Source organism: Micromonospora sp. NPDC000663 (assembly GCF_042898105.1).
GTDB lineage: Bacteria > Actinomycetota > Actinomycetes > Mycobacteriales > Micromonosporaceae > Micromonospora.
This window is the reverse complement of the sequence record NZ_JBIAYR010000004.1, coordinates 245,171-264,244: the sequence shown is the minus strand read 5'-3', so window position 1 is coordinate 264,244 and position 19,074 is coordinate 245,171. Positions and strand designations below refer to the sequence as shown.

The following is a 19,074-nucleotide window of genomic DNA, read 5'->3' as shown; positions in this document are numbered from 1 at the left end:
CAGGCCGGAGCCGCTGTGCCCTAGGCGTTCGGCACGAGCCTCCACCTGTTGTCCGCGCTGCCGTTGTCCGGGTCCTGGACGGCCTGCGCGCCCCACGCGGTGGAGCCGTTCAGGATGCCGAGCAGCTTGCCGCTGTTGACGTTGCGGATCCGGTAGGTGCCGTCGCCGTTGTCGACAAGCGTCCACCTGTGGTCGGCGGTGCCGTTGTCCGCCCACTGCAGGACGCGGGCGTTGTCGGCGGTGGACATGTTCTCCACCCCGAGGACCTTGCCGCTGTTGACGTTGCGGAACCTGACCGCGGCGCCGTCGGTCACCACTACCCAGTTGTGGTCGGCGGTGCCACTGTCACCCCACTGCACGGCCAGCCCGCCGTCGGCGGTGGACATGTTCTGGATGCCGAGCACCAGGCCGGTGCCGACGTTGACCAGTCGGTGGCTGGCGCCACCGCTGCTGCCGCTGACACTCCAGTAGACGGTGTAGTTGTAGCCGTGGGCGTCGTAGAACGGCGCGAGGTTCACCGTGGATCCGTTCGCCGTGGCGGTGAACGCCAACGTGCTGGTGCTGGTCCGGGCGACCGACGAGACGTTCAGCGACGGGAGCGCGCTGAGCGACGTGTTGCCGTAGTTGCCGCAGAGCACCGTCGGGCCGTACGTGACGGCGGCGACGCCGGGGTTGTCGTTGGCGGCCCGCGCGACGACGCGCATCGGCAGGCGCACGGTGATGGTGTCGCCGGACGCCCAGGCCCGGGTGATCGTGGCGTAGCTGCCCGGGGTCGTGGCGACGCTCTGCACGACACCGTTGACGCTCACCGTCGCGCCACTCGTCCACGCCGGGATGCGGACCCGGACACTCCACGAGCCGCTCATCGTGCCGGACAGGGTGAGGGTGCTGGTGTCGCTGACCGGGTAGCTGGTGCTCTGCGTGACAGTGATGCCGCGCTCCGACCAGGTCAGCACCGACGGCGCGAACAGGTTCACGGTCAGCGTGGTGCCGTTGCGGAAGTAGATGGAGTCCATCAACCTCGTGTTGATCTCCAGGCCGGTGCCCTGACAGCACCAGAACGAGTTGTAGTCCGTACTCCAGGTGCCGCCGCCCCAGGCCGGACCCACGCCCCGCCGCCCACCCGGGCGCAGCGGGGTGAAGTAGGTGATGTGACCGTGGCTGTCGGCCGGGTTCTGACCGCCGATCAGATGGTTGATCAGTGCGCGCTCGTAGAAGTCGAAGTAGTCGGTCCGGTTCGGGTCGAGCAGCCACAGCTCCCGGGTCAGCTTGAGCATGTTGAAGGTGTTGCACTGCTCGCAGGTGTCGTTGCTGAGGTACCCGGCGATGGCGTTGGGCGCCCGGAAGTGCTCGGCCTGACTGTTGCCGCCGATGACGTAGGTGTGCGCGCCCACGGTGATGTTCCACGCGTTGCTGGCGATGTCCCGGTAGCGGGTGGTCCCGGTGGCCTTGAACTCGCGGGCGGCGCCGATCCACTTGGGCACCTGGGTGTTGGCGTGCAGGCCGGAGAGCTGATCCTGGTTGGCCGCCAGGGGATTGAACACGGCGGCGTGGTCGAACCGCTGCGCGGTGGCGAGCCACCGGGCGTCACCGGTCTGCTGGTAGATGTCGGTCAGCACGTCGTTCATGCCACCGAACTCGGTGCCCAGCATGGACTGCATCTGGCTGGAACTCAGTCGGGACGTGCGGGTGTCCACCCAGCCGGCGAGCCGCAGGAGCACGTCGCGAGCCTGCGTGCTGCCGGTGTGACGCCAGACGTCGAGCAGTCCGGCGAGGGTCTTGTGGATGCAGTAGTACGGCACGTTGCCGTTTGACAGCGTCCGCGCCTCGAGCGCGGTGAAGTCGGACTCCGGGAAGCCGGAGAGGTAGCCGGTGCCGAACCCGGCCGCTGCGTTGTTGGCCTGGCACTTGGCCAGCTCGGCCACCATGTAGTTCGCCTTGTCCCGGCAGGTGGTGTCACCCAGCACCGCGTACGCGTACGCCCAGGCGCTCAGGAAGTGCCCCTGCATGTGGGTCCGGAACGGAAAGTTCGGCGCGTCCCAGCCTCCGTTGGTGGCGGCGCCGTTCGTGGACAGCCGGTGGTTGGCCCGGAAGTTGTAGAGCAGCCGGTCGACGTCGACGAAGCGCAGGTAGCTGAGGGTCCGGTTCTGGTTGTCCATCCACCGGCCGGTGGTGAGCCGCACCTCACCCGGGTCGAAGGGGTACGCCGAGACGCCGATGTCCGCGCGGGCCGGCGGGACCACGGCCGCCGAGGCCGGGCTCGGGCCGAGCACCGTCGCTCCGGTGGCGGACATGACTGCTGTGGCGCCGGCGGCTTGCAGCACACGGCGCCGGCTGATGGGCAGGGGGGACATGGAACCTCCACGGGCAGCACAGCCGGGCGAGGCGGGCTCGGCGGGACGGTTCGACGGGAACGTTAGCGTTCACATCGTGTCCGGCATGTTACGGCCAGAGACCCCAGGCATTCAAGGTGGTGATTTTGCCGGATCGATGTTATCGATAACAGCGGACCTCAGTGCGACTGTCGGCCGGCCTCCACAAACGCCCAGGCGAGCAGCCCGAACGCCGCGGTCGAGGCGACGGCGCGCACGACGTTGGCGCGTACCCACCGTCGTTCGAAGCCGGCCCGCGCCGCGGCCGGGTCGGCGTCGCCGGCCCGGGCCAACGCGTTGTTCAGCGGCACGTTGACGACCGCCGTGAGGCCGAGGACCACGAGGTACGACACCAGCCCGGCCACGATCCACGGCAGCGCCGCCCGCTGCCCGTCACCCAGGTGCAGCCCCGCCGCCAGCAGCGTGAACACCAGCGCGCCCCCGAAACAGAACGCGAACCATCCGTTCAGGATGGACTCGTTTATCCGCCGCATGGCCAGCACCAGCGTCCGGTCGTCGGTGCGGGCGAGACCCGGCATCACCGCATAGGCGAACGCGGTGAACAGACCGGCGGTCAGGCCGGTGGTCAGGGTGGCGGCGAACAGACTCGCGGTACGGAGGAAACCCATACCCCCATTGCACCCGCTGCCGCCGGCCCTGTCACCTGACGGTCGGGGCGTGGGCGGCGAGCGGATTGGACAGGGTGCCGACGAACTGGAGCGAGGCCGACGGATCGGCCAGGTCGACCATCTGCTGGTTGTCGCGCAACTGGAGCCGGTTCAGGCAGGACAGCGTGAACTCCGGCGCGAACAGGTCGTAGTGCCGGACCCGGTCCGCCAGGTGCGGCACCCGCTCGAAGTAGTCGGCCGCGCAGGCGGCGACCGTACGCCAGAAGTCGTCCTCGGTGATGGCGCCGGCCTCGACAAGCACCGCGTTGAGGTGGCGCAGGAAGCAGTCCACCACGTCGGTGAGGATGCTCAACAGCTTCGTGTCGTCGGGCACGTCGACCCGGATCCGCTCCACGGCCTCGGGCAGCTCGACGTCGGCGCTCATCACCGCGATCTCCTCGGCGATGTCCTTGAAGATCACCCGTACGACCGTGTCCCGCTCGTCGAGGACCAGGATGACGTTCTCGCCGTGCGGCATGAAGGCCAGGTCATGGGCGTAGAAGCTGTGCAGCAGCGGGGTCAGGTACGCGTCCAGGTAACGGCGCAGCCACACCTCGGCCGGCAGCCCAGACCTGTCGATCAGGGCCGCCGCCAGCGAACCGCCGTCGTGGTCCACGTGCAGCAGCGCGGCCATTGTGGACAGCCGCTCCCCCGGCGCCAGGTCGGGCACCGGGCTCTCGCGCCACAGGGCGGCAAGCATCTTGCGGTACGGGGAGGTGCGCTCGGTGGCCGCCTCGTACTGCCGGTGCCGGTAGCCGACCGCCGCCCGCTCCCGGATGACCGTCAACCCGGTGCCGGTCAGCACCTCGTCACCGGCGATCAGGTCGGCCAGCCAGTCGTTGATGGCAGGCGTGGCGGCCATGTACGCGGCGGACAGTCCGCGCATGAAGCCCATGTTCAGCACCGAAAGTGCGGTCTTCACGTAGTGCCGGCGCGGCTGGGTGATGTTGAAGAAGGTGCGGATGGACTGCTGCGCGAGGTACGCGTCCGGGCCGGGGCCGAGGTGCACGAGCCGACGCTCGGCCAGCTCACCGGCGAAGGTGACGGCCAGCTTGTTCCACCACTGCCACGGGTGCGCCGGGATCAGGTGATAGTCGGCCAGATCCAGGCCGAGGCCTGCCATCGTGGCCGCGAACCGGGCCCTGGTCTCCGCGTCCAGCTCGCCCTCGATGAGCGCGTCGTAGTCCAGGTCGGCGGCACTGCTGAACGTCGAGTGGTCCCGGTGCGCGGCCAGCCACTCCAGCCGGACCGCCTCGGCGGCCTCCGGGGCGTACCTGTGGTACTCGTCGACGCCGAAGCCGAGCCGGCCGTTGTTGGCCACGAAGCAGGGATGCCCCTCGGTCATCGACGTCTCGATGGTCTGGAAGTCCGCCCCGGCCAGCTCGGCGGCGCTGGGCGCGGACCGCGCGAGCTTGTACGCGGTGCCGGCGAGGGTGGAGGTGATCTCCTCCAGGTAGACCGGCAGCACCCGCGCGGAGAGCCCGAGGGAGCCGCGCAGCTCGACGATCAGGTCCACCGCGTCCGGCGGCAGCGACACTCCGTCGCGGTGCCTGGTGATGCTGTCCGCGTCGATCTGCCAGTGCGCCAGCGCCAGCACCCGGGCCGCGAACCGGTAGGTGACCGCGCCGTCGTCGCTGCGGACCTCGTACCACTGCCGGTCGTCGTCGCCCGGGACAGGATCCGGGGTGAGCAGCCGTTCGTGGGTGAACTCGGCGAGCGCCTTGCGGACCAGCAGCCGGTTCGCCCGGGCCCAGCGCCGCGGGGTGAGATGCCCGACCGGGCCGGCGACGGCGGGGGTCGGGACGGCGGTGGCGGTCACGCCTGGGCTCCTTCGAGGTCGGTGAGGGCAGCGTGGAACTGGGCGCGGGTGCAGACGCTGAGCAGGGCGTCCTTCTCCGGCTTGGCGATCGGGCCGACGACCTCGAAGCCGACGGCGGCGTTCAACGCGTGCACGGCGGTGTTGCGCACGTCGGGCTCCACCACCACCCGCGCCGTGGCGGGGTCGGCGAAGAGCCACGCCATGACAGTGGTGAGCACCGCGCGGGTGAAGCCGTGCACCGGAGCGTCGACGGGCGCGCAGAGGAAGTGCATGCCCACGTCGCCGGGCTGGTGGTCGTACCGGCCGACCAGCTCGACGTACGCCGGGTCGTAGCGCTCGGCCAGGAAGGCCGGCCCGCCCCGCCACAGGCCGAGGTACGCGTCATGGTGCGGGTGCGCGGCGAGCCGCCGGTACTCCTTCGCCACCTCGGCCTCGTCGGCGTCCTGCATGAGCCAGAACGACGCCTTCGGGTGGGTCACCCAGCCGTGCAGCAGCGCGGCGTCGGCGTCCGGGTCGAGCGTCCGCAGCGCGAACTCGCCGAGCCGGTCGTCGACGCGGGTGAAGACGCCCGTCACGACGTCACCCCGAACTCCTGGAAGGTGATGCTCTTCTCGATCGGGTAGTGCTCCCGGCCGAGCAGCTCACGGATGATCCACGAGTTGCGGTACGCGCCCATGCCCAGGTCCGGCGAGGTGATGCTGTGCGTGTGGGTGCCCCCGTTCTGCAGGAAGATCCCCCGCCCGGTGTGGTCGATGCTGTAGTTGCGGGCCACGTCGAAGCGGCCGTGGGAGTCCCAGCGGATCCGGTCGGCCACCGGTGCGAGGAACTCCGGCACCCGGTAGCGGTAGCCGGTGGCCAGCACCAGTCCCTCGGTCCGCAGGGCGAAGTCGCGCTCCTGCTCCACCTGACGCAGGCGCAGCGCGTACGCGCCGTCCCGGTGCTCGGCGCCGACCAGCTCGGTGTTGGTGAGCAGCCGCGTGTTCACCGGCCCGTTGACGCTGTGCGCGTAGAGCTGGTCGAAGATGTCGTTGATCAGGTCCGCGTTGATCCCCTTGAACAGGCCCTTCTGTTCGGCCTCCAGCCGGTAACGGGTCACCTCGGGCAGCGCGTGGAAGTAGTCCACGTAGTCCGGTGAGGTCATCTCCAGCGTCAGCTTCGTGTATTCGAGCGGGAAGAACCGCGGCGAGCGTGTCACCCAGTTCAGCTGGTAGCCGTACCTGTCGATGTCCCCGAGCAGGTCGTGGTAGATCTCGGCGGCGCTCTGCCCGCTGCCGACCACCGTGATGCTCCGCCTGGTGCGCAGCGCGTCCCGGTGTTCCAGGTAGCGCGAGTTGTGCACGGCGTCGCCGGGCAGGCCGGCGACGCCGTCGGGCAGGTGCGGCGGGGTGCCGGTGCCGAGCACCAGGTGCCGGGCCCGGTACTCGACGCTCCCGGACTCGCCGGTGCTGGCCCGCACCACGTACCTGTCGTCGGCCGCGTCGAACTCCACTGTGGTCACGGTCTGACCGAAGCGCAGGTTCGGCAGCGTCGCCGCCGCCCACCGGCAGTACGCGTCGTACTCGCTGCGCAGCGGGTAGAAGCTCTCCCGGATGTAGAACGGGTAGAGCCGGCCGATCTCCTTGAGGTAGTTGAGGAAGGAGTACGGCGAGGTCGGGTCGGCGAGGCTGACCAGGTCGGCGATGAACGGGGTCTGCAACCGGGCCGACTCCAGCAGCATGCCGGGGTGCCAGGCCAGGCTCGGGCGGGCCTCCAGGAACACGCCGTCAAGCTCGTCGATCGGTGCGGTGAGGCAGGCCAGACCCAGGTTGTACGGGCCGAGGCCGATGGCGACGAAGTCGTGGGTGGACATCTTCTTCTCCAGGCGCGGGTTCGGGTCAGCCGACGGGGCAGGTCAGGTCGGCCGCGACGTGGTCGCGCACGTACCGCCCGGCGTGGCCGGCGATCAGGTCCAGCACGTGGCCGATGTCGTCGACTGTCGTGGCGGGGTTGAGCAGGGTGAACTTGAGAAAGTGCCGGCCGTCCACACGGGTGCCGGCGACGACGGCGAGGCCGGACGCCGCCAGGGCCTCGCGGGCGTGCAGGTTCGCGGCGTCGGCCAGGTCGCGGCCCGGGCCGGTGGGCAGGTAGCGGAACACCACCGTGCTCAACTGCGAGCGGGTGACCACCTCGAAGCGGGGGTCCTCGTCGACCAGCCGCCACGCGTCGGCGGCCCGGTCGACCACCTCGTCGAAGAGCGCGCCGAGCGCGTCCGGGCCCATCACCCGCAGCGTCAGCCAGAGCTTGAGCGCGTCGAAGCGGCGGGTGGTCTGCAGGCTCTTGTCGACCTGGTTGGGGATGCGCTGCTCCGCCATCCGCGCCGGGTTGAGGTAGTCGGCGTGGTAGGTGGCGTGCCGCAGCACCCGCCGGTCGCGGACCAGCAGCGCGCTCGAGCTGACCGGCTGGAAGAACGACTTGTGGTAGTCGACGGTCACCGAGTCGGCCCGCTCGATGCCGTCGAGCAGGTGCCGGCGCGTCGGCGAGACGAGCAGACCGCAGCCGTACGCGGCGTCCACGTGCAGCCACACGCCGGCCGCCGCGCAGATCCCGGCCAGCTCGGCGAGCGGGTCGATGGAGCCGAAGTCGGTGGTGCCGGCGGTGCCGACGACGGCCATCACCACCAGCCCGACCTGCCGGCACCTGGCGATCTCCTCGCGGACCGCGCTGGGGCGGATCCGCCGCCCCGCGTCGGTGGGGACGGCGATCACCGCGTCCGGGGAGAGCCCGAGCAGCTTGGCGGACTTCTGCACGCTGAAGTGACCGGCCGCCGAGGTGAGCACCCGCAGCCGGGGCAGCAGCTCGGCGCGGGCCGCCGGGGCGAGCGCGTCGACGCACGCCTCCTCCCGGGCCAGCAGCAGCGCCTGGAGGTTGGACTGGCTGCCCCCGCTTGTGAACACCCCGTCGGCGTCCGGGCCGAGGCCGATCCGCCGGGCGGTCCAGTCGATCAGCCGGCGCTCGATGAGGGTGGCTCCGGCGCTCTGGTCCCAGGTGTCCAGGGAGGAGTTGACCGCGGTGAGGACGGCCTCGCCGAGCAGCGCCGGGATGACCACCGGGCAGTTGAGGTGGGCGAGGTAACGGGGGTGGTGGAACCAGACGGCGTCGCGCAGGTACACGTCCTCCAGCTCGTCCAGGGCGGCGCCGGCCTCACCGAGCGGTCGGTCCAGGTCGACACTGTCGACAAGCGGTGCCAGGTCGGCGGGTGTCACACCGGTGCCGGGACGGTCCACGTCGGCCACCCGGCGGGCGACCCTTTCGACGCCGGCGGCGATCGCCTGCCGGTACTGCTCGACGGAGCCCTGGTTCAGCAGCTGCGCGGCCGGGGCGGTCGCCGGCGCCGGTGGCGGCGCGGTGGTCTCGACGGGGTACGTCGGCACGGTCACGGATGTCCTCCACGTTCTCGGCGATGGGCAGCCGGAACCCACCCCCGGCGCGTTGTCGCGCCGGGGGCCGTGCTGCCGTCGATGGGGTCGCTGCTCAGGCGGCCACCGCAGCGACTCCGTGCCGCCGGTGACCGGCGGCGGAGTTCACTCCGGGCGTCAGCTGACCTTCTTCGCGTTCCGGATGGCGGTGGCGAGGTTCTCCAGCAACGGCGCGGCACCGGCGTACGAGAAGCGGGGCACCGCGTCCCACGGGGTGACCTGGTTGGCCTTGACCGCCGGCAGTTGCTGCCAGGTCGGCTTGGCGGCGAGGTCCTTGGGCTGAAGCGCCGTGCTGCGGTTGTCCAGCAGGATCAGGTCGGCCGGGAACTTGCCGGTGTTCTCCCAGCTCAGCGCCTCGAAGTAGTCGCCGGATTCGAGCTTGGTCGGAACGACGATGTCCACGCCCAGCTCGGCGAAGTACATGAGGTCGGTGCTGACCTTCGGGTTGGAGACGTAGAACAGGTCGGGGCTGCCGGAGCAGGCCATCACCTTGATGCCGGGGTTGGCCTTGACCGCCTGGCGGACCGCCTCGGCGGCGGCGTCGAAGCGGGTCTTCGCGTCGGTGACCTTCTTCGCCGAGAGGTCCGCGCCGAGCGACTCGGCGAGCGCGGCGTACCGCTCGATCGGCTTGGTCATCGGCACCCGGGCGGTGGTGACGGCCACGCTCGGCGCGAGCGGCAGGATCTTGTCCTTGCTCTCGTCCGGCACGTACCAGAGGGCGTCCGGGTCGTACATGTGGGTGACCAGCAGCTCGGGGCGCAGCGCCGCGTACTTCTCCACGCTGAACTCGCCCCACACGTTGCCGATGATCTCCACAGACTCGACGTTCAGGTCCCCCGCCTGCGGGTCGACGGTCCCATCGGTGCGCTTGGTCTCGCCGAACACGCCGACGAGCTGCTTGTCGAGACCGAAATCGACAAGAGCCGCCGCCACGCCGGTGAAGGCCACCACCCGGGCCGGGCGGGCCGCTGCCTCGATCTTCTTGCCACGGTCGTCGGTGAACGACCAGGGGCCACCGCCGTTGCTGGTGGCGGGCTTGGCGGCATCGTCCTTGCCGCAGCCGGCGAGCAGGGCGGCAAGCGTGGCGGCGCCGCCGGCGGCCAGCAGGCCACGACGAGAGAGGCGACGGGAGGACAGGGCATCGGGCATGGTGTCGTCTTTCGATCAAGGGAGGGTCGGGGTCGACCAGGACAGCGGGGTTAGGTTAGCCTAACCTCGGTCATTGTCAACAGCGGTACGCCGTGTCGCCACACCCCCGGAGCCCACACTGGACGCCACACCCACCGTCACCCGAAGGGCACCACCCGTGCCGGCGCGGACCACGGCCCCTCCCCCGGTGCGGCGCCGGGCGGCCCGCGCCGCCGGGCTCCTCGGCGCCGTGGCGCTGCTCGGCGTGATCCTGCTGCTCAGCATCGCGGTCGGCGCGAAGTCGCTACCGCTCGCCGACGTCTGGTCCGGTCTGCTGGACCGCGACGCCACCGAGTACGCGGTGGTGCACCGGATGCGCCTGCCGCGTACCCTGCTCGGGCTCCTCGCCGGCACGGCGCTCGGCGTGGCCGGCGCGGTGATGCAGGCCCTCACCCGCAACCCCCTGGCCGACCCCGGGCTGCTCGGCATCAACGCCGGCGCGTCCGCCGCCGTCGCCACCGCCGCCGCCTTCCTGGGCGTCACCGCCATCGGCGGGTACGTCTGGTTCGCGTTGCTCGGCGCGGCCGTGGTCACCGCGCTCGTCTACGCCGTGGGCGGCGGACGCGGCGCCACGCCGGCCCGCCTGGCGTTGGCCGGGGCGGCGCTGAACGCCACCCTCTACTCGTTCGTGAGCGCGGTCATGCTGCTCGACGCGGCCTCGCTGGACCGGCTGCGGTTCTGGACTGTCGGCTCGCTGGCCAGCGCCGACGCGGCGACAGTGACCCGGGTCGCGCCCTTCATCCTGGCCGGCCTGCTGGTGGCACTGGCCGCCGCGCGACCGCTTAACGCCCTCGCGCTCGGCGACGACACGGCCCGCGCCCTGGGCGCCCGGCCGGCGCTGATCCGCGCCGCCGTGATCGTCGCGGTCACCCTGCTCTGCGGCGCGGCCACCGCCGCCTGCGGCCCGATCGTGTTCGTCGGACTGCTGGTGCCGCACCTCGTACGCGCCCTGACCGGTCCCGACCTGCGCTGGCTGCTGCCCTACTGCGCGGTGCTCGCGCCGGTGCTGCTGCTCGGCGCGGACGTGCTCGGCCGGCTGCTGGGCCGCCCCGGTGAGCTCCAGGTCGGCATGGTGACAGCCGTGCTCGGCGGCCCGCTCTTCCTCTGGCTGGTCAGCCGATCGCGGGTGGCGCACCCGTGAGCGTCCTGCGTACCCCAGGCGGTTTGTCCGTGCGGTTCCGCCCCCGGGCGCTGGCCGTCGGCGCGGGCGCAACCCTGCTCGCGGCCGGGCTCGGCCTGGTCGCCATCGGCAGCGGCGACTACCCGATGGGCCCGGCCGACGTGCTGCGCACCCTGACCGGCGGCGGCACCCCGGCGGAGCAGTTCATCGTCACCGAGCTGCGGCTACCCCGGCTGGTCACCGCCCTGCTCGTCGGCGCGGCGCTGGCGTTGGCCGGCACGATCTTCCAGTCCCTGGTCCGCAACCCGCTGGGCAGCCCCGACATCCTCGGCTTCACCCAGGGCGCGTCGACAGGCGCGCTGGTGGTGGTCGTCCTCGGCGGCAGCAGCCTGGCCCTCGCGGGCGCGGCGGTCGTCGGTGGGATGGCCACCGGCCTGGTCATCTACGCGCTCGCCTGGCGACGCGGCGTGCACGGCTACCGGCTCATCCTGGTCGGCATCGGCGTCGCCGCGATCCTCACCGGCGTCAACGGCTACCTGCTGACCCGGGCGCCGCTGATGGACGCCGCCCGCGCCGTGCTCTGGCTCACCGGCAGCCTGGACGGGCGCGGCTGGGCCAACGCCGGCCCGCTGCTCGCCGTCACGGCCGTGCTGGCGCCTGTTGTCCTGGTCGGCTGCGCGGCGGCGCTGCGGATGATGGAACTGGGTGACGACACCGCGAGCGCCCTCGGCGTGCCGGTCGTCCGGCTGCGTCTGGTGCTGCTCGCCTCGGCGGTGCTGCTCGTGTCGTTCGCGGCGGCCGCCGCCGGGCCGGTGTCGTTCGTGGCGCTCGTCGCGCCGCACGTCACCCGACGGCTGACCCGGGCACCCGGCCCCAACCTGCTGCCGTCGATGGCGGTCGGCGCGGCGCTGCTGGTCGGCGCCGACCTGCTGGCCCAACGCGCGTTCACCGGGCACCAACTCCCGGTCGGCGTGGTGACCGGAGTGATCGGCGGCGGCTACCTGGTCTGGCTGCTGGCCGTCGAACGGCGGGCGGGTCGACTGTGACCACCCGCGATCCCCTCGAAGGAGCACAGATGCACCCCGGCAGCACCCGGCTCGGCGGCACCGCGCTGACGCTCGCCTACGACAGGCGCGTCATCGCCGAGAAACTGACAGTTGCCATTCCGGACCAGTCGTTCACGGTGATCATCGGTCCGAACGCGTGCGGCAAGTCGACACTGCTGCGCGCGCTGTCGCGGATGCTGCGCCCGAACGCCGGCGCGGTACTGCTGGACGGGCGGGACATCCACGACCAGTCCGCCCGCGCCGTGGCCCGTACCCTCGGCCTGCTGCCGCAGTCGTCGATCGCGCCGGACGGCATCAGCGTCGCCGAGCTGGTCGCCCGGGGCCGCTACCCGCACCAGGGGCTGCTGCGGCAGTGGTCCCGCGAGGACGAGCGGGTGGTCCAGGAGTCGATGGCCGCGACAGGGGTCGACGACCTCGCCGACCGGCTCGTCGACGAGCTGTCCGGTGGGCAGCGGCAGCGGGTGTGGCTGGCCATGGCGCTGGCCCAGCAGACCCCGCTGCTGCTCCTCGACGAGCCGACCACCTACCTGGACATCGCCCACCAGATCGAGATCCTGGACCTCTGCGCCCGCCTGCACGAGGAGCAGGGCCGCACCCTCGTCGCGGTGCTGCACGACCTCAACCACGCGGCCCGCTACGCCACCCACCTCATCGCCATGCGCGACGGTCGGGTGGTGGCCGCCGGCGACCCGGCGACGGTGGTCACCGCCGACCTGGTCAACGAGGTGTTCGGGCTGCCCTGCCGGGTGATCGACGACCCGGAGACCGGCACACCGCTCGTCGTCCCCGCCGCCCGCCGCCGAGCCACCGAGCCGGCGTGAGCACGCGCCGGTTCCGCGACCGGTGGGGCGTGCCGCACCTGCGCGCCGACGACGCGCTGACCCTGGCGGCCGAGCAGGGCCGGGTGACCGCGTACGACCGGGCGTGGCAGATCGAGGTGGAACGGCACAGGTCCCAGGGCACCAGCGCCGCCTTCCTCGGCCCCGACGCGCTCGCCTGGGACCTGTTCGCCCGTCGGGTACGCCTCGACGACACCGCCCGCCGCTGCCACGCCGCCCTGGACGCGGCGACCGCCGAGTGGGTGGGCGCGTACGTGGCAGGGGTGAACGCCGGCCTGGCCGCCGGGGCCGCCCGGGCGCCGGAGTTCGCCGCCACCAGGTTGGCACCGGGCCGGTGGGAGCCGTGGACGCCGCTCGCGGTCTGGCTGGGCCACCACATCCTGTTCGCCGGGTTCCCGGGCAAGCTCTGGCGGACGTACGTGGCGCAGCGGCTCGGCCCGGACGCGACGGGGATGTTCGCCACCGACGGGCCGGCCGTGGCCGGCAGCAACGGCTGGCTGCTCGCCGCCGGACGCACCGGCACCGGCGCGGCGCTTCTCGCCGGCGACCCACACCGGTTCATCGAGGACCCGGGCGTCTACCAGCAGATCCGGCTGGCCTGCCCGGAGTACGACGTGGTCGGCCTGGCGGTGCCGGGAGTGCCGGGCGTCGCGCACTTCGGCCACACCGGCGCGGTGGCGTGGGCGATCACCAACGCGATGGCCGACTACCAGGACGTGTACGCCGAGAGGCTGCGCCGCGACGGCCCCGGCGTGCGGGCGCTCGGCCCGGACGGCTGGCAGCCGGCGCACCGGCACGTCGAGACGGTCGAGGTGGCCGGGGCATCGCCGGTCGAGGTGGAGGTGCTGGAGACCGACAGGGGTCCGGTGATCGCCGGCGGGCCGGACGAGCCCACCGCGCTGAGCCTGCGCTACCCGCCACGGGTCCGCGCCGAACTGGGCTTCGCCGCACTGCCGGAGCTGCTGCGCGCCCGTACGGTGGCCGATGTGGACCGGGCGCTGCGGCACTGGGTCGAGCCGGTCAACGTGGTGCAGGCGGCGGACACCGCCGGTGGGCTGCTGCACCGGGTGGCGGGAGCGGTGCCGGTACGGCATCCGGACAACGGCCGCCGGGTTGTCCCCGCCTGGAAGGAGCGGCACGCCTGGCAGGGCTGGTACGCGCCGATGCCCCGCGCCGAGGTGACCGGGCAGGCGGTGATGGCGAACGAACGTGGCCTGTCGGCGCCGCTCGGCGTCGAGTTCGCGCCGCCGCACCGCGCGCGCCGGATCGCCGAGCTGCTCGCCGCCGACGGGGACTGGACGGCCGACCGGATGGCAACCGTGCACACCGACACGCACCTGGCCTCGGCCGGCCCACTGCTGGCGGTGCTCGCCGGACTGACCGGGCTCGACCCGGACGCCGTAGCCCTGCGCGACCGGCTGCTGCGCTGGGACCGCCGGATGGCCGCCGACAGCACCGACGCCGCCGACTTCGCCACGCTGCGCGCGGCTGTCGTACGCCGGATCGCCGCCCACCCGGCCCTCGCGGCGGTGGCGGAGCCGCCCGCGTACCCGAAGGTGTTCGCGCCGTGGCTGGCGCTGACGCCGCGGGTCGGCTACGCGCTGGAGCAGCTGCTCGACGGCACCCGGCTGCCCGACGTGGACATCGCCGCGCTTGTCGGCGCGGCTCTCGCGGAGGTCGCCGGCACGGCGGACGGGTCCACGCGCTGGGGGGACCTGCACCGGCTGGCGCCGTGGCGGGCGCTGCCCGACCCGCAGGCCGGCCCGGGGCCCGAGCTCGACGGCGACCACGACTGCGTGCTCGCCACCTCGAGCGTGCCCGGTGTCACCCACAGGTGCTTCCGGGGGCCGGCCGCCCGGTTCGTCTGGGACCTGGCGCGGCGCGAGGACAGCCGCTGGGTGGTCCCGCTGGGCGCCTGCGGGGTGCCCGGCGACCCGCACCACGACGACCAGAGCGCCGCCTGGCTGGCCGGCGAACTGCTGCCGGTGGTCACCGACTGGGATCACCTAGTGGAGGAGACGCATGACCATTGATCGACACCACTACCGGCGCGACGTCGACGGATTCGGTGTGGTCACCATCCGCCCTGTGCGGCCGGACGAGGACGTCGACCTGCTGCACGCCTGGGTCACCCAGGAGCGGGCCCGATTCTGGGGGATGCGGGACGCCAGCCGCGAGCGGGTGCGGGAGATCTACGCGTACCTCGACTCGCTCGACACCCACCACGCGTACCTGGTGCACCGCGACGGCGTGCCGGTCGCGCTGGCGCAGACCTACCAGCCCGAGGCAGACCCGGTCGGCGACTGCTACGACGTACGCCCCGGCGACATCGGCGTGCACCTGCTCGTCGGGCCGCCGGTGGCGGTCGAGCGCGGCTTCACCGGCACGCTGTTCGGCGCGATCCTCGACTTCGTCCTCGCCGACCCGGACCGGCTGCGGGTCGTGATGGAACCCGACGCCCGCAACGACCGCGCCGTCAGCCGGTTCCTGCGCGCCGGGTTCCGGACCGGACCGCTGATCGACCTGCCGGAGAAACGCGCCCGGCTGCTCTTCCTCGACCGGCCGGCGACCACCGGCTGACCGCACCGGACCGCCGCCGGCCGGAACGGGCGCGGTCGGCGCCTCAGCGCGGGTGCGTCGCCAGCTTGGCCAGCGCGTCGAGCTGGGTGGGGTCGGACAGGGCCGAGCCCACGGCCGCCACCCGTACGCCAGCGTCGAGGAACGCGGCGGCGTTGCCCGCGTCGAGGCCGCCGGTGGCGACGAAGCGCACCTGCGGCAGGGGGCCGGCGATCGCCCGGAACCAGGCCGGCCCGAGGGAGATCGCCGGGAACGCCTTGAGCCAGGTGAGGCCGTGCCGCAGCGCCTGCTGCGCCTCGGTCGGGGTGGCCACACCGGGAAGGTGCGGCAGGCCGCGTGCGGCGGCGGCGTCCGCGACGGCGAGGTCGAGCCCGGGCGCCACGGTGAACGCGGCCCCCGCGTCGGCCGCCGCCGCGACCTGCCCACCGTCGAGGACCGTGCCGGCCCCGACGATCCGGCCACGCTCGGCACCGGCCTCGACGGCGGCGCGCAGCGCCGGCACCGCGTCGGGAGTGGCCACCGGGACCTCCACCACGTCGATGCCGAGATCCCAGGCGCGTACGGCGAGCCGGACGGTCTCGGCCACCGGCAGGCCGCGCAGGATCGCCATCACCCGGGCGCCGCCGAAGATCTGCTCAAAGTCCGTTGTGGTCATGGTCCACTCCATCCGAGGTCAGGTCCAGAGGTGACCAGGCGTCGTCGGGGGCGTCGAGCAGGCGCTCGAACCACGACCACTGCGGCAGCGGGGCGTTGTCGCCGATGCTGCCCAACGCCTGCGCGGCGACGAGATGACCGAGGCGCAGCCGCCCCGTCAGGTCGAGGCCGCGCAGCAGCCCGGCCAGGTAGCCACCGGCGAACGCGTCCCCGGCCCCGACCGGCTCCACCACGTTCACCCGGGGTGCCGGCACGAAGACCGGCTCGGCGTCACGGCACAGCGCGGTGGCGCCCACCGCGCCGTCCTTGACCACCACTGTCCCCGGGCCGGGCAGCAGCCGGCGTACGGCCATCGGGTCGGCGGTGTCCCACAGGGCGTACGCCTCGTCCTGGCCGACGAAGACGAGGTCGCTGCGGTCGGCGAGGTCACGCAGCACCGGCGCGGCCTCGTCGACCGGCCAGAGCCGGGCCCGGTGGTTGACGTCGAAGCTGACAAGCGCGCCCGGCAGCGGGCGGTCGGTCACCGCATGCTCGGTCAGTGCCCGGCAGGTGGCCGAGAGCGCCGGGGTGATCCCGGACAGGTGCAGCACCCGGGCGCCGGTCAGCAGGGGGTCGGCGAGCGTGCCAGTGTCCATCCGGGAGGCCGCCGAACCGGCCCGGTAGTAGTGCACGGCGGTGCCGGCCGGGCCCGGGTCCTTCACGTACAGGCCGGTGGGAGCACCCGGGTCGACCCGTACGGAGTCCACGCGTACGCCGGCGGCGGCGACGTGCCGGACGACGGCCCTGCCGAACGGGTCGTCGCCGACCCGGCTCACCCAGGTCGCCAGGTGCCCGAGCCGGGCCAGGTAACCGGCCACGTTGGACTCCGCGCCGCCGACCGAGACGGCGACCCGTTCGGCGTCCTGAAGTGGCACACCGGGGGCGGGGCAGAGCACCACCATGGTCTCCCCCACCGCCGCCACCTCGACCGACACCGGGCCGGTCGGGCCACTCGGACGGTCGGGCCGAAGGTCCGATGGCATGGGAGCGCACGTCCTCACGGGCAGGGGGCCGGGGGCGCCACCGAGCCTAGGACGTGCCGCGCGCGGCGGGCAAGCCGTCCCGCGGGGATCAGGGCAGGGTCAGCCCGTACGCGGCGAGCACCTCCGTTATCGGCTGGTAGTAGCTGGTGCCGCCGGAGGTGCAGTTGCCGCTGCCACCGGAGAGGATGCCGATGATGGTGCCGGTGGACGCCACGTACAGCGGGCCGCCGCTGTCTCCCGGTTCGGCGCAGATGTTGGTGCGGATCAGGCCGTAGACCGCGCCCTCGGCGTAGTTGACCGTCTGATTGAGCCCGGTGACGCTGCCGCAGCGCACCCCGGTCGTGGCACCGCTGCGGCACACCGCCTGACCCACGTACGCGTTGCCGGCGCCGTAGATCGTGAGCAGTCCGGGATAGGTGTAGACGGCGCTGGGATGGGCGATGCGGCCCGTGTAGCGGATCAGCCCGTAGTCGTTGCTCGGGAAGCTGGCGCCGGTGCGGGTGCCGAGCACGGTGGTCTGTGCGCTGTCGGCGTACCAGGCGCTGACGGCGGCGGTGCAGTGCCCGGCGGTGATCACGTAGTAGGTGCTGCCGCTGCGCACGTTCGCGCCGAGCGAGCAACGCCTGCCGCTGCCGTAGATGCCCTGGCCGGCGGCGATCAGGGTTCGCAGCGTTCCGGGTTCGTGGCGCAGCAGCGCGCCGGCCCGGTCGGCCGCCGCCCGCAGGGCCGCCCGGTCGGCGGGGGCGACGGTGTCGTCGACGGTGAGGGTCATCCGGCCGGTGGCCGGGTCGAGGCCCCAGGCGGTGCCCGTCGTACGGACCGCGGCCAGCACGCGGCCGGGCTCGGCGGTGGACCGGTCGGGGACGCCGGCCTGGGCGGTGCCGGGCGCGACGAGGACGAGGACGGTCAGGGCGAGGGCGACGAGCGGGGAGCGGCGCATCCGAACCTCCGCAGAGATCGAGATATGTGGATGCAGCAAGCATCGCTCCGAGGCCGGCGCCGTGGCAACCTCGCGCCGGCGTCGCACCCGCGGGAATCGCCGATCCTCGGACGGGTGCCGCCGACGCCGCCGATAATTCCGGAGGACGCGGCGGGAGGCCGGGCATGACCACCAGAGGTACCCCGGCGCTGGTACGCCGCCTGGACGGCTCGACCCGGGCGACGCTGCTGGAGCTGCTCTTCGACGTGGTGTTCGTGGCCGCCCTCGCGCAGACCTCCAAGCTCCTCGCCGACGACATGTCGTGGCCCCGCAGCGGGTCGGTGGCGCTGATGCTCGTCGCCATCTGGTGGACCTGGTCGGTCACCTCCACCACCACCGAGTTCTACGACCCGCAGCAGCGCCCCATCCAGCTGATCCTCATGGTCGCCATGGTCGGATCGGTCGGGATGGCCGCCGCACTGCCGATGATCACCCCAGGGCAGGCGGCGACCTTCGCGCTCGCCTACGTCGGCACCCACGTGGTGCGCGGCGTCGTCCTGGTCAGCACGTTGTACCGGCAGCACCACCGCTCGGCCATGGCACGGGCCGCCCGGTTCCTGTTCTGGTTCCTGGTGTCCGGCGTCCTCTGGATCATCGGCGCGGCTACCGACGCCGACCGTTGGTGGATCTGGACCATCGCGATCGCTATCGACCTCGTCTCCGCGGCGGCGCGCTACCCCACGCCGTGGCTGGGCCGGGTGCCCCTGGACCAGTACGACCGGACCACCGCACACCTCGGCGAGCGGTACCAGCAGTTCGTCATCCTGGCCCTCGGCGACATCATCCTGGTGCCCACCCTGGAACTCAGCCGCAGCGAATTCGACAGTCTCCGGATCACCGCCCTGCTCTGCGCGTTCGTCATCATGCTGCTGCTCTGGCAGATCTACGTCTACCGCGCCGGCGAGCTGCTGGAGACCGCCGCCGCGTCGGTGCCCGGCCGGTCCACGCGGATCGCCCCGTACACCCATCTGGTGCTGCTGGTCGGCGTGGCCGTCACGGCGGCCTCCTTCGACCTGGTCGTCGACCGTCCGACCGGGTCGACCCCGGCACGGTGGCTGATGTTGATCATCGGCGGGCCGCTGGTGTTCGTGCTCGGTCGGGCGCTGTTCGCCTACCTGCTGTCCGGCCGCGTGCCGTGGGGACGAATGGCCTGGCAACTGTTGCCCCTGCTGCTGCTGCCCTGGGCCGGTGGCTGGCCACCGGTACTCGTCACCGCGATCGTCGCTTTCGCCCTGGCCGCGCACGTCCTGGTCCCCCGCAGCGACAGTCGGGAGACCAGGCGAGGCCTCGGACCCCGGCCCGCCGGCTGACCGC

Annotated in this window: 16 protein-coding genes; 6 read left to right on the top strand and 10 right to left on the bottom strand. The window is 72.6% G+C overall.

Annotated features, from left to right (window positions below; all coding sequences use genetic code 11):
• Positions 1 to 20 precede the first annotated feature (20 nt).
• The 7 genes from ACFY1S_RS16720 to ACFY1S_RS16690 form a co-directional block, all read right to left on the bottom strand.
• A complete protein-coding gene (locus ACFY1S_RS16720) occupies positions 21 to 2,354 on the bottom strand; it encodes a beta-L-arabinofuranosidase domain-containing protein (RefSeq protein WP_387118359.1) in 2,334 nt (777 codons plus the stop codon).
• A gap of 158 nt (positions 2,355 to 2,512) precedes the next feature.
• The gene (locus tag ACFY1S_RS16715) at positions 2,513 to 3,001 is read right to left on the bottom strand and encodes a DUF1772 domain-containing protein (protein WP_387118356.1); all 489 of its coding nucleotides are present in this window, start codon (positions 2,999 to 3,001) and stop codon (positions 2,513 to 2,515) included.
• A gap of 31 nt (positions 3,002 to 3,032) precedes the next feature.
• A complete protein-coding gene (locus ACFY1S_RS16710) occupies positions 3,033 to 4,859 on the bottom strand; it encodes an IucA/IucC family protein (protein WP_387118353.1) in 1,827 nt (608 codons plus the stop codon).
• Positions 4,856 to 5,434: a GNAT family N-acetyltransferase gene (locus ACFY1S_RS16705; protein WP_387118350.1), complete on the bottom strand. Its 579-nt coding sequence runs from the start codon at positions 5,432 to 5,434 to the stop codon at positions 4,856 to 4,858. Before ACFY1S_RS16705 ends, ACFY1S_RS16710 begins: the two co-directional genes overlap by 4 nt.
• On the bottom strand, positions 5,431 to 6,708 hold the full coding sequence (locus ACFY1S_RS16700; RefSeq protein ID WP_387118347.1) for a lysine N(6)-hydroxylase/L-ornithine N(5)-oxygenase family protein: 1,278 nt from the start codon (positions 6,706 to 6,708) through the stop codon (positions 5,431 to 5,433). The genes ACFY1S_RS16705 and ACFY1S_RS16700 overlap by 4 nt, the downstream gene beginning before the upstream one ends.
• 25 nt (positions 6,709 to 6,733) lie before the next feature.
• The gene (locus ACFY1S_RS16695; protein ID WP_387118344.1) at positions 6,734 to 8,275 is read right to left on the bottom strand and encodes a pyridoxal phosphate-dependent decarboxylase family protein; all 1,542 of its coding nucleotides are present in this window, start codon (positions 8,273 to 8,275) and stop codon (positions 6,734 to 6,736) included.
• Between the two features lie 156 nt (positions 8,276 to 8,431).
• On the bottom strand, positions 8,432 to 9,463 hold the full coding sequence (locus ACFY1S_RS16690) for an ABC transporter substrate-binding protein (protein WP_387118341.1): 1,032 nt from the start codon (positions 9,461 to 9,463) through the stop codon (positions 8,432 to 8,434).
• 73 nt (positions 9,464 to 9,536) lie between these two features.
• Here ACFY1S_RS16690 and ACFY1S_RS16685 point away from each other — a divergent pair, with 73 nt between their 5' ends.
• Genes ACFY1S_RS16685 through ACFY1S_RS16665 form a run of 5 tightly spaced genes read left to right on the top strand, consistent with a single transcriptional unit; the run spans position 9,537 to position 15,108 of the window.
• Positions 9,537 to 10,643 (top strand): FecCD family ABC transporter permease, encoded by a 1,107-nt coding sequence (locus ACFY1S_RS16685; protein ID WP_387118338.1) that lies wholly within the window; start codon positions 9,537 to 9,539, stop codon positions 10,641 to 10,643.
• Positions 10,640 to 11,668: a FecCD family ABC transporter permease gene (locus tag ACFY1S_RS16680; RefSeq protein ID WP_387118335.1), complete on the top strand. Its 1,029-nt coding sequence runs from the start codon at positions 10,640 to 10,642 to the stop codon at positions 11,666 to 11,668. Before ACFY1S_RS16685 ends, ACFY1S_RS16680 begins: the two co-directional genes overlap by 4 nt.
• A gap of 29 nt (positions 11,669 to 11,697) precedes the next feature.
• Positions 11,698 to 12,510, top strand: coding sequence for an ABC transporter ATP-binding protein (locus tag ACFY1S_RS16675; RefSeq protein WP_387118332.1), 813 nt, complete (start codon positions 11,698 to 11,700; stop codon positions 12,508 to 12,510).
• Positions 12,507 to 14,561 (top strand): penicillin acylase family protein, encoded by a 2,055-nt coding sequence (locus ACFY1S_RS16670; RefSeq protein WP_387118329.1) that lies wholly within the window; start codon positions 12,507 to 12,509, stop codon positions 14,559 to 14,561. The genes ACFY1S_RS16675 and ACFY1S_RS16670 overlap by 4 nt, the downstream gene beginning before the upstream one ends.
• The gene (locus ACFY1S_RS16665; protein ID WP_387118326.1) at positions 14,551 to 15,108 is read left to right on the top strand and encodes a GNAT family N-acetyltransferase; all 558 of its coding nucleotides are present in this window, start codon (positions 14,551 to 14,553) and stop codon (positions 15,106 to 15,108) included. The genes ACFY1S_RS16670 and ACFY1S_RS16665 overlap by 11 nt, the downstream gene beginning before the upstream one ends.
• A gap of 43 nt (positions 15,109 to 15,151) precedes the next feature.
• Here ACFY1S_RS16665 and ACFY1S_RS16660 read toward each other — a convergent pair whose 3' ends face one another.
• The 3 genes from ACFY1S_RS16660 to ACFY1S_RS16650 form a co-directional block, all read right to left on the bottom strand.
• Positions 15,152 to 15,760 carry a bifunctional 4-hydroxy-2-oxoglutarate aldolase/2-dehydro-3-deoxy-phosphogluconate aldolase gene (locus ACFY1S_RS16660; protein WP_387118323.1) on the bottom strand — a complete coding sequence of 203 codons (609 nt, stop codon included), beginning with the start codon at positions 15,758 to 15,760 and terminating at the stop codon, positions 15,152 to 15,154.
• Positions 15,741 to 16,781 (bottom strand): sugar kinase, encoded by a 1,041-nt coding sequence (locus ACFY1S_RS16655; protein ID WP_387118320.1) that lies wholly within the window; start codon positions 16,779 to 16,781, stop codon positions 15,741 to 15,743. The genes ACFY1S_RS16660 and ACFY1S_RS16655 overlap by 20 nt, the downstream gene beginning before the upstream one ends.
• An 88-nt stretch (positions 16,782 to 16,869) precedes the next feature.
• Entirely contained in the window at positions 16,870 to 17,721 is an 852-nt protein-coding gene (locus ACFY1S_RS16650) for a S1 family peptidase (RefSeq protein WP_387118317.1), read from the bottom strand.
• A gap of 164 nt (positions 17,722 to 17,885) precedes the next feature.
• On the opposite strand from ACFY1S_RS16650, the gene ACFY1S_RS16645 reads away from it, so the two are divergent.
• Positions 17,886 to 19,070, top strand: coding sequence for a low temperature requirement protein A (locus ACFY1S_RS16645; RefSeq protein ID WP_387118314.1), 1,185 nt, complete (start codon positions 17,886 to 17,888; stop codon positions 19,068 to 19,070).
• The last annotated feature ends 4 nt before the right edge of the window (positions 19,071 to 19,074 follow it).

Bases quoted from the DNA above. Each gene is read 5' to 3' on its own strand.
- ACFY1S_RS16720 (WP_387118359.1), bottom strand. From the start codon at position 2,354: ATGTCCCCCCTGCCCATCAGCCGGCGCCGTGTGCTGCAAGCCGCCGGC.
- ACFY1S_RS16715 (WP_387118356.1), bottom strand. From the start codon at position 3,001: ATGGGTTTCCTCCGTACCGCGAGTCTGTTCGCCGCCACCCTGACCACC.
- ACFY1S_RS16700 (WP_387118347.1), bottom strand. From the start codon at position 6,708: ATGTCCACCCACGACTTCGTCGCCATCGGCCTCGGCCCGTACAACCTG.
- ACFY1S_RS16690 (WP_387118341.1), bottom strand. From the start codon at position 9,463: ATGCCCGATGCCCTGTCCTCCCGTCGCCTCTCTCGTCGTGGCCTGCTG.
- ACFY1S_RS16675 (WP_387118332.1), top strand. From the start codon at position 11,698: ATGCACCCCGGCAGCACCCGGCTCGGCGGCACCGCGCTGACGCTCGCC.
- ACFY1S_RS16665 (WP_387118326.1), top strand. From the start codon at position 14,551: ATGACCATTGATCGACACCACTACCGGCGCGACGTCGACGGATTCGGT.
- ACFY1S_RS16660 (WP_387118323.1), bottom strand. From the start codon at position 15,760: ATGACCACAACGGACTTTGAGCAGATCTTCGGCGGCGCCCGGGTGATG.
- ACFY1S_RS16655 (WP_387118320.1), bottom strand. From the start codon at position 16,781: ATGCCATCGGACCTTCGGCCCGACCGTCCGAGTGGCCCGACCGGCCCG.
- ACFY1S_RS16650 (WP_387118317.1), bottom strand. From the start codon at position 17,721: ATGCGCCGCTCCCCGCTCGTCGCCCTCGCCCTGACCGTCCTCGTCCTC.
- ACFY1S_RS16645 (WP_387118314.1), top strand. From the start codon at position 17,886: ATGACCACCAGAGGTACCCCGGCGCTGGTACGCCGCCTGGACGGCTCG.